7 protein-coding genes and 1 pseudogene are annotated in these 9,089 nt (G+C 66.3%); 3 read left to right on the forward strand and 5 right to left on the reverse strand.

All coding sequences use genetic code 11. From position 1 onward, the window contains the following. Positions 1-191, forward strand: a 191-nt coding sequence (locus G6019_RS10230; RefSeq protein ID WP_241725985.1) for a LuxR C-terminal-related transcriptional regulator, incomplete at its 5' end; no start/stop codon positions are given. Between the two features lie 164 nt (positions 192-355). Here the strand turns inward: G6019_RS10230 and G6019_RS10235 are convergent. Continuing rightward, complete coding sequence (locus tag G6019_RS10235) at positions 356-532, reverse strand: hypothetical protein (RefSeq protein ID WP_176475023.1); 177 nt, start codon at positions 530-532, stop codon at positions 356-358. 195 nt (positions 533-727) lie between these two features. On the opposite strand from G6019_RS10235, the gene G6019_RS10240 reads away from it, so the two are divergent. Then, positions 728-1,378, forward strand: coding sequence for a hypothetical protein (locus tag G6019_RS10240; RefSeq protein WP_309230207.1), 651 nt, complete (start codon positions 728-730; stop codon positions 1,376-1,378). A gap of 475 nt (positions 1,379-1,853) precedes the next feature. Here the strand turns inward: G6019_RS10240 and G6019_RS10245 are convergent, their stop codons facing one another. Together G6019_RS10245 and G6019_RS10250 are read right to left on the reverse strand one after the other, a co-directional pair. Beyond that, positions 1,854-3,866, reverse strand: a complete 2,013-nt coding sequence (locus G6019_RS10245; protein WP_182613199.1) for a DUF262 domain-containing protein — start codon at positions 3,864-3,866, stop codon at positions 1,854-1,856. Beyond that, a complete protein-coding gene (locus G6019_RS10250; RefSeq protein ID WP_182613200.1) occupies positions 3,866-5,224 on the reverse strand; it encodes a DUF262 domain-containing protein in 1,359 nt (452 codons plus the stop codon). Before G6019_RS10250 ends, G6019_RS10245 begins: the two co-directional genes overlap by 1 nt. Positions 5,225-5,401: 177 nt before the next feature. Here G6019_RS10250 and G6019_RS10255 point away from each other — a divergent pair, with 177 nt between their 5' ends. Beyond that, positions 5,402-8,119 (forward strand): ATP-dependent DNA ligase, encoded by a 2,718-nt coding sequence (locus G6019_RS10255; RefSeq protein ID WP_182627516.1) that lies wholly within the window; start codon positions 5,402-5,404, stop codon positions 8,117-8,119. A 228-nt stretch (positions 8,120-8,347) separates the two neighbouring features. Here G6019_RS10255 and G6019_RS10260 read toward each other — a convergent pair whose 3' ends face one another. Both G6019_RS10260 and G6019_RS10265 read right to left on the reverse strand, forming a co-directional pair. Beyond that, positions 8,348-8,860: a hypothetical protein gene (locus G6019_RS10260; RefSeq protein ID WP_182613201.1), complete on the reverse strand. Its 513-nt coding sequence runs from the start codon at positions 8,858-8,860 to the stop codon at positions 8,348-8,350. Between the two features lie 40 nt (positions 8,861-8,900). Beyond that, positions 8,901-9,089, reverse strand: a pseudogene (locus tag G6019_RS10265) (hypothetical protein); the annotation flags it as partial.

Consider the following 9,089-nt stretch of genomic DNA (forward strand, 5'->3'; position numbering starts at 1 on the left):
TCAACGACGAGATCGCCACTGCCCTGGGGATCTCCGTGCGGACCACCCGGACCCACGTGGAGGCCGCGCTGATGAAGCTCGGAGTGCCCAACCGGACCGCTCTCGGGCGGGAGGCGCTTCTCCGCGATCTCGACAGCCTCGACGCGATCCGCTGCGTGGCCGAGGCGAGTCACCGCTCGCTGCCCGCGTAGACGGGCCCGGGCCCGGACATGCGCGGACCCCGGGCCGCGGGTGCGGTCCGGGGTCCGTGTGGTGCCTCAGGTGGCGTGCGCGACTTGTTGCGGGCGCGTCTTGTTGCGGGCGCGTCAGGCGGCGCGCGGCCGTGCGTGCCGGGTGGCCGGGAGAGGCCTCCCGGTCAGGAGATGCCGCCGAGGAGATCGGTGGGCAGCATCCCGGTCAGCGAGTCGGTGCCGCTGCCGTTGCCACTGCTGGCCCCCTGGAGCAGCGAGCCCAGGCCGAGCGATCCCAGGATGGGGGCGGCGAGCGAGCCGAGAGCGAGTGAGCCGAGCGAGCCGATGGCGTCTGAACCCATGAGTAGGCGTCCTTTCGGGTGGGTGCGGGTGACGTGGCGCGGTGGGCGCCTGCCCTACCGACGGTAGCAGCGGTGTGCCGCATATCACACCGCCGCGCGCATTGTTGCGGCAGGCCCCGACCGCGACTTCGGAGGTCACCGGGCGAAATGTGACAGGCCGCTCCGGGATCGCCCCCCGTCGTACAGAATCGTGGCGTGAGAGAAGTCGACCTTCCCCATCCCGACGCGATGTCCCCCAGGTGGTCCGCACTGGCCGCGGTGCTCGCCGCGTACGGGCCGCGCTGGGCGGAATCGGCCTACGCGAACGAGTCGACGTGGCATTACGACGACGGCGGCGGCAACTGGGCCGACATCCGCTTCGCCGGCGAGGGGCGGGCGGTGCTCCTGGGTCACGACCACGAGTACTCCACCACATACTTCCGCGCCGCCGCCGAGTACTTCGGGGAGCCCGAGACCGACCTCCTGGCCGGGTGCCCCGCGTGGTGGGCCGAGGCGATCGGCGACCACCTCGAGCGCATCGACTCCGAGGGCATGTGGATCGGGTTCATCTACGGGTACGACGGCGGCACGTGGACACGCGCCGAGTACGACAACGACGACGGCTTCACCGCCCTGAACCTGCCTGCCCTCAGCGACCGGGCCGTGCTCCCGCAGATCACCGGGCAACTCACGATGTCCACCGGCGGCCACCCCGCCGGCGCGGCACCCGCCCCGGCCCTCCTCGACCGAGTGCTCGCCGAATGCCCCGACCTCAGCGCTGACACGGCACAGGCTCTCCTGGGTGGGCGCGGGCTGGATGTCGACGCGGCCCTGCGCGCAGCGCACCAGTTCCGGCGGGGGGGTTAGATGCCCGGCTGTGGCTGCCGGCGGCGGACTGCAAGACTGCCGTGGGGGTAGCGATTGCTGGCGCGCCGAAACCGCTAGGGCGGGGCGGCCTGGAGTTCGGCCGAGGTGCACTACTCACGTGATCAGTACGAGGCGGTTGGAGATCATCGGATTGCCTGCCCGGTCGATCGCCGCCTCACCCCGCAATACCGACGACGTCGCCGCGTCGACGCTTCCGATGAACGGCCTCATCGCCCGGCGTGCCCTTGATCTCCCCGATCTGAAGCCCGGACAGACTCTCACGGTCACCGGGGCTGCCGTATCGACCGGTGAATACGTCGTGCAGCTGGTCACGCACGCCGGCCTCACAGTTGTGGCCGACGCATCCGAGACTGATGAAGAGCTTGTCCGCTCGCTCGGCGCTGATCAGATCGTCAGGCGAGGAGACAACGTCCGCGCGGGACCAGCCGTCGGGAGCACGGCCCCTCGTCGTCGTTCAGATCTTCGAGCGGTCGACGTCACCGCCGCTCTGCTGTGCGAGATCCTCGGAGAGGATCGCCACCATCTCCCGATGGTGCTTCTCGATGGAATGCCCGTCCCACAACCCGTCGTTGTTCTTGACCTCAGCCGCCATCAACACGAGCTTTGGACTCTGCTTGATGGTCCCCTCCTTGAGAACTTTACTCGCCGGCAGTTCGTTGCTGAACTTTGAATTAGCGCTCACGCTGACAAGAGCCAGGTTGCCGAAATAGTGAAGCCGGTCGTCGTCGCCGGCGAGCGCGTCCCAGCCCACGTTGTCGCGGTTCGCATGCTGCGGGAAGAAATGCTCCACCGAGTTGCGAAACTGAAACTCGTAACTCGTGTCCCGCGCTCCCTCGGGTCCATAGCCTTGGACCAGCAGATAGTCCAGATATGTGTAGACGATGCGCTCGATGGCGAATCCGAACGGGCCGGAATCGGTTGGCATCGAATCCCGCACCTTGCCGCGGATGTAATTTCGGAGCTCGTCGGCGAGCATCTGGCCTTGGTGATGCCGGGGCATCGATGGATCGACGCGGCGCAGCACCCGAGTAATCCAATGCATGTTTCTAGGGGATGTGTAGGTAATGCGCAGCACTGACTGGAGGAGGAGGACGTCCCGGGTCGGATCGCCCGCCCCTACCTCGACCTGATCATCAGACTCCTCCCCCGTCGGCGAGAACGCGCGGGGGTACTTCGGGCTGGCCTTCGCATTGCCGGAGTCGCTCGTCGTGTTCTTGCCGAGTCGCTTGAGTGACCACGCACCGTCCTCCACGTGAGTTCCCACGAACTCACGTTTGAGAATTGCGTTGTCCAGTACGAACTTGCAGCGCAGCAAGGTCTCAATGAATCTCTTCACGAGTTCGGCCGGCCGCACGGCATCTCCGAATTCTTCGTCGAAGAGTCGAACCAGTCTGGAATCGTCAAGGCGGCCATCGTCCTCGTCGTCGCCACCCTCTCGTGTGTGCATCACCTTTAGCGCGTGCAGGAGGAGGGTGGGAAAGCGGATCGGAGATTGAAACCGCTGAGTTTCCTGCAAATCCGTGTACGACTCGTCCTTGATACGCGCATAGCGATCAATCGCTTCAGACAGAGTCAGCGGTCTCACACCGGTCATATTCTGGGACCGCACCTTGCCCCGGACGTCCACAAGATCGTCAAACCCCGTAGTATTGAGTCGGTCCCAGTCCACTCCGAAGACCGCCGCACGGAGATTGGTGTCGCCCGGAGTCAGCGCCATCTGGATATACCGGCCCATGTCCGCGCAGGCATCCCAGACCCAGGCCAGAGTGGCTCGTTGACGCTCTGTGCGTTCCGAATCCGCCGAATTGTCAACCCCGAGGTAACTCATGAGCCTGGCTTTGACGATGTCCACCTGCTCGAGCTGCTGGCCGCGGGTATTCATCACCTCGAAGTACCTGTTCAGGTCGGTGGCCTCGGGAAGCGCTGCTCGCACCACGCAGACCTTCTCGAGGAGGAAGCGCGCAAACTGCCCCAGATTCGCGCCTCCGTTCGCCAACCGCGCGAGCCCTTCCTTGAGTTGCTTGTACCCGGTGAGAATCCCCGATCCCTCGTCCTCCTCGGAATCGGAGAGGTTCTGCAGCGCCTGGGAGGCAACTCTTCGCGACGAGTAGGTCAACTGGGAGATGGCCTCGAGGTCGCGACTGTTGAGCCCCTCTGCCCCCAGCGATTCCCGTTGGAGACGGTGCAGAAGCATGAACAACGTCGTAAGTCGCTGCTGGCCATCCACGACCTCGTAGGTGGTGACATCGTCACCGTTCTGCTGGGACTTCGGGGCAACAATGAGATTTCCGAGGAAGTAGTCTCCGGCGATACTCGTCGACGCCTTCCAGATGTCGTCGAGGAGTTGGTCGATCTGTTCCTTGCCCCACGCGTAGTTGCGCTGGTAGACGGGAATCTCGTATTGCACCCCGCGCTGGCCGAAGAGCTCCTTGACAGTCAGGAGTTCAGGCGTCAGTTGGCTCGTCATCAGGCCCCCAGACGTTCGAGCAGGGTGCGGAGTTCTCTCATGTGAGTGGGCCGATCTTCTCGACCCACTTCTCCCACCAGGAGGCGACGTAGATCCTCCGGCCGTTCCGCGTTGCGCAGGAGCCCGAAAGCGGACGCGTTCTCCTCGGTGCTGCGTGCGTGGTTATCGACCGATATCAGCTGCACTCGTATCAGATTGGCCCGGAGACTGTAGGCCCAGCGGAATAGTCGGCTTTTCGCTTCGCCGAGGTCGGCGATTCCGAACTTGTTTGTGTAGTAGAGCAGCGCTGCCAGATACAACTCGGACACGTAACGGAACTTCGCCTTAGATGGCTGTTCGTCGTACTCCGCCGTAGACGAGACGAAGTTCTCCCAATCCGGATCATCGAATCCTTCGCGGCGTAGTCTCTTGACTTCGTCCAGCATGAACTCGACCATCTCGAAGAACGGGCGGCCCGGCTGCACGGGTGCCTCCAGCTGGAAACGGGTACGAAACCCGTCCCTTTCTGACGCGGCGGACTCCGGGGACCACGCCGTCAACACGGGGACAACGGATTGAGCCGCACGGTGGTAGCGGGCCATCGGCGAAACCGCGGCCTTCGCCGTTACTCCCTTGAACTCATCGACGTGATCTGCGCTGAACGCCGGCGCCGTCAATCCCCGTGACCATCTCCGGATCCGCCACAGATAGGACGAGAAGAGGCGGTCCAGGTCCGCGTCCGGGACGGCCTCCCACGCCTCCACCAATGCCACCTTCATGAGCGCGGACTCTCCGCGGGTCTCCCGCAGGTGATACGCCTTGAGCAGGTCGTGCGGTAGTAGCGACTTGCCGCGGTAGTTCTGGGAATCGAAGACCCGAAACGCCTCATCAGCGTCGTCTGTTTCGATCCGCATCACCACACAGTTGTCGCGGATGAAGGCGGCGAGGGCGCCTCGGTCGCTGTCGATCGCGCCGACGCGGCTGGCGAGTTCTCTCCAGACCTTGGTTATGGGCGCGGCCGGGTCGGCGTGATCCCAGTTCTTCCGGCCGACCGCAGGTGGGTCCTGCGCATCGAGTAGTTCGAGCAGCATCGTCAGCGTGAGGAGCCTCTGCTGGCCGTCCACCACGTCGGGGAATTCAGCTTTCTTGTCGCGGTGGAGAATGATCGCTCCGAGTACGTAGGAAGCTTGGCCCGGTTCGTCGACGCCGGTTGCGCCGCTTAGGGTCTCGCGGAATTCTAACCGAATATCGTCTAGCAATTGCGTGGCCGTCTCCGGCTTCCACCTGTAGGGCCGCTGGTAGGCCGGAATGCGCAGTTCCTCCGAGAGCAGTTCGCGAATTGTCACGCGCTTGACGCCGTGTGCACGACTGATGGCCACGCGGTCTCCTTCTTCGAGATTGAGGACCATCAACATTTCACACCATGTGCCCGTTCTTCATGAGGTTATCCGCGCTCTGATTCTAATTCCGAGACGCTGGCTTCCCCGCCCGCCCTGCCCATGCTCATTGCGCAGAGGCCGGTCGCCATTGTCCGACTCGAGTGCCAGAGTGGACCCATGGCGAGCAAGGGCGGCAAGGAGTCGGTCGAGGTCGACGGGCGGACGATCCGTTTCACCCACCCCGACAAGGTGCTCTACGAGGCCACCGGCACCACCAAGGCCGATGTGCTGGAGTACTACCTCGCGGTGGCGCCGCTCCTCATGACATACGCCGGTCAGCGTCCCGTGACGCGCAAGCGCTGGCCCGACGGCACCGAGGACAAGTCCTTCTTCGAGAAGAACCTGCCCTCCCACACGCCCGACTGGGTCTCGCGGGTGGCGATCGAGCACTCCTCGCGCACGGTCACCTACCCGGTGCTCGACTCCCCCGCCACGCTGGCGTGGTTCGCCCAGCAGGCCGCGCTCGAGCTCCACGTGCCGCAGTGGACCCTGACCGACGGCGAGCCGGGGCGGACCAGGCGGATCGTCATCGACCTGGACCCCGGCCAGGACGTCGACCTGGACACGACGGCGAAGGTCGCCCTGCGCGTCCGGGATCTCCTCACCGAGGCGGGCCTGGACTCCTACGCCGTGACCAGCGGATCCAAGGGCATCCACCTCTACGCCCGCCTGGACAAGGCCGTCACCGCCAAGGGCGCCTCCGCGGTGGCCAAGCAGATCGCCCAGTCGCTGGCCAAGCAGACCCCGGACCTGGTCACCGCCACCATGAAGCGCTCTATCCGCGACGGCAAGGTGTTCGTGGACTGGAGCCAGAACAGTGGCGCCAAGACGACCGTCGCGCCCTACTCCCTGCGCGGGCGCGCCGAGCCGTGGGTTGCTGCCCCGCGCTCGTGGGAGGAACTCGGTGACGGCGGGCTCACGCACCTGCACTGGGACGAGATGCTCACGCGACTGGAGTCCGAAGGCGACCTGCTCGACGGCTTGGAGGGACCCGCGAAGAAGGGCGGCGGGTCGAAGAAGAATGCCACCAAGAAGTCCGCCTCTAAGAAGTCCTCGGCATCGCGAGAGAAGAAGTCCGCGAGCCGCAAGAAGTCCTCGTCGTCCTCATCGGATGACGGGGACCCCGAGCGCGGCAGTTCCGATTCTTCCGGCGCCGATTCCGGCGACTCCGACTCCGGCAGCGACGACTCCGGCAGCGACGACTCCACCCGCGCCGCAGCCGAGGAAGGCTGCGACACCGGCCCCACCGACGCCGACGCCGTGGTGACCAGCCTCGAGGAGTACCGCCGCAAGCGCGACCGCCGCAAGACCCCGGAGCCGTTCGACGGCGAGGTCGAGACCGACCGCTCCGACGACGACGGCCCGATCTTCGTAATCCAGGAGCACCACGCCCGCCGCCTGCACTACGACCTGCGGCTCGAACATCACGGCGTGCTGGCGTCGTGGGCGGTGCCCAAGAACCTGCCTACCGAACCGAAGGACCGGCGGCTGGCCGTCAACACCGAGGACCACCCGCTCGGCTACGAGACGTTCGAGGGCACCATCCCCAAGGGCGAGTACGGCGCCGGCCACATGACTATCTGGGACCGCGGAACCTACGAGTGCGAGAAGTGGAAGCCCGACGAGATCATCGTGTGGCTGCACGGTGAGAAGGTCTCCGGCCGGTACGTGTTGATACGCACGAACGCCGAGAAGAACCAGTGGATCGTGCAGTATATGAAGGACCAGTCGCCGGACTCGTTCTACGGCGGACGCGACAACCCCAAGTCGTCGTACCCCTCGGATAACGACCGCTCCGGGGGGTCAGACACGTCGCGGTCCCGCGAGTCGGGCGACTCGACTACCCGCCGTTCGGAAGCTGGGCAGAACCGCGACTCGGACATGGCCGATCGCCCCGACTCTCCCCCTCTGCCGATGATCCCCACCTCGGGGTCGGTGACATCCTTGCCCGAGGACACGTGGGCCTTCGAGGGCAAGTGGGACGGCTACCGGGTGACCGTGGCGACCGATGGCCGACAGAGCAGGGTGATGAGCCGCAACGGCAACTCGATGGACTGGCTGGCCGACGGCTTCCCCGGGCTGGCGCAGGCGATCGGGAAGCCCGCGGTGCTCGACGGCGAGCTGGTCGTGCCCGGCCCGGACGGCGTGCCCGAGTTCTCCGCACTGGCCAAACAGGCCGCCGCGGAAGGAGACGACTCGTCGATCGGCCCGGTGCACTTGTTCGTCTTTGACGTCCTGGGACTCGACGGCGTGGACCTCCGCCGAGAACGGTGGGAGCGGCGTCGCGAGGTGTTAGACCTGTTGACGCCGGCACTCGAGGAGGTCGAGCGGGTCCACGTGCCGGGCGTGCTCGACGGACCCGGCGACCGCGCACTGGACGAGGCCGAGGAATTCGGCTGGGAGGGCATCGTGGCCAAACGCCGGGACTCGCACTACCAGTCGGGAAAGCGGGCCAAGACCTGGCTCAAGGAGAAGCTGCTCACCACCACCGAGGCCGTGGTGGGCGGCTGGCGGCCGGGCAAGGGCGGGCGCTCCGGCTCGCTCGGCTCACTGCTGCTCGGCCTGCCCGCGCACACGGGGCTGACCTACATCGGCCGCGTGGGCACCGGCTTCTCCGACCGGCAGGGCAAGGCACTGCTCGAGGAGCTCGAACCGCTGCGCCGCAAGACCAGCCCGTTCCTCGAGGACCTGCCGTCCGACGCCCGCCGCGACGCCATCTGGGTGCTGCCCAAGCTCGTGGTGGAGGTCCGCCACCAGGGCTTCACCGAGGAGGGGGTGCTGCGGCAGTCCTCGTGGCGGGACATCCGCCGAGACAAGCTGCCCGGGGATCTCTAGAGGCAGCTCGAGCGCCGCTGCGGTCACGTGCATTCTTCGCCGTGTTGCGTTACATGCCCGACCTAAGCGCCCGAGCTACTCGCCCGGCCTACTCGCCCGATGCATGCCCGGGTCCTCGTGCCGGTCACGCTCACCGAGGTTTTGGTCGTGGTTATCGCGCTGACCGGGGCTAATCTCCGCGCTGAGCACGACCGAAACGCAGGAGACGGCCGGCGGATTCGATGGGGACTACTGCCGACCTTGCGGGAAGAAGCGCCCGAACCCGCGCCTCCCGGCGGAGTCGTACTGATGAACCAGGGTCCTCAGCCGCAGGGTCAGCTCGTCCATGCGTGCTGTCCGCCCGAGTAGCTCGTCGATCTCGTCCGCTCCCGGGCGGGCATCGTTGAGCAGCGCGTCGGCGTCTTCGAGGACATCCAGGAACTCCGGGTCCCGCGCCGCCCGCTCCTCGATCTTCGGAAACCTCTCGACCAGTGCGGTCCCCACCGCCCGGCTCTCGCGCAGGTCGTACCAGGACTCGACCGTCAGTGAGAGCGCCCTGTGCGCCGCGTCGTGGGCCGCCTCGACAGACGCGGCTGCCTTCGTGGCCGTCACCTGAAGCGGATCCACTCCGGCCAGCAGCCGGCGGCGGTGGGCGAGTTCGTCGATCGCCGAGCGCACCAACCAGGTGGTGTACCAGAACCAGCCCGCGATCACCGCCAGGAACAGCAGGCCGATGACCACGGGAACGATGAGCCTCACCACGGTGCCACCTGCTGGACAGCGCGATCACGGGGCACGATCCTCACCCCGCCACCAGCGCGAGCACGATCCCCAGCGGGATCACCAGGGAGACCGCGGCGCCGACGAGCTTGGCGACGGCCGACCACAGCAGCCGGGACGCCTCCGTCTGCGCGCCCTGCTCGTCCATCACGCAGGACTCGCGGGCCGCGACCTCCACCCGGGTGGCCGTCGCCTCCGGCCACCCGCGCGG

It is taken from the genome of Dietzia sp. DQ12-76 (assembly GCF_014145045.1).
GTDB lineage: Bacteria > Actinomycetota > Actinomycetes > Mycobacteriales > Mycobacteriaceae > Dietzia.

What these genes read in the sequence shown, in the direction of transcription:
- G6019_RS10245 (WP_182613199.1), bottom strand. Translation starts at nt 3,866, where the DNA reads ATGACGAGCCAACTGACGCCTGAACTCCTGACTGTCAAGGAGCTCTTC.
- G6019_RS10235 (WP_176475023.1), bottom strand. Translation starts at nt 532, where the DNA reads ATGGGTTCAGACGCCATCGGCTCGCTCGGCTCACTCGCTCTCGGCTCG.
- G6019_RS10255 (WP_182627516.1), top strand. Translation starts at nt 5,402, where the DNA reads ATGGCGAGCAAGGGCGGCAAGGAGTCGGTCGAGGTCGACGGGCGGACG.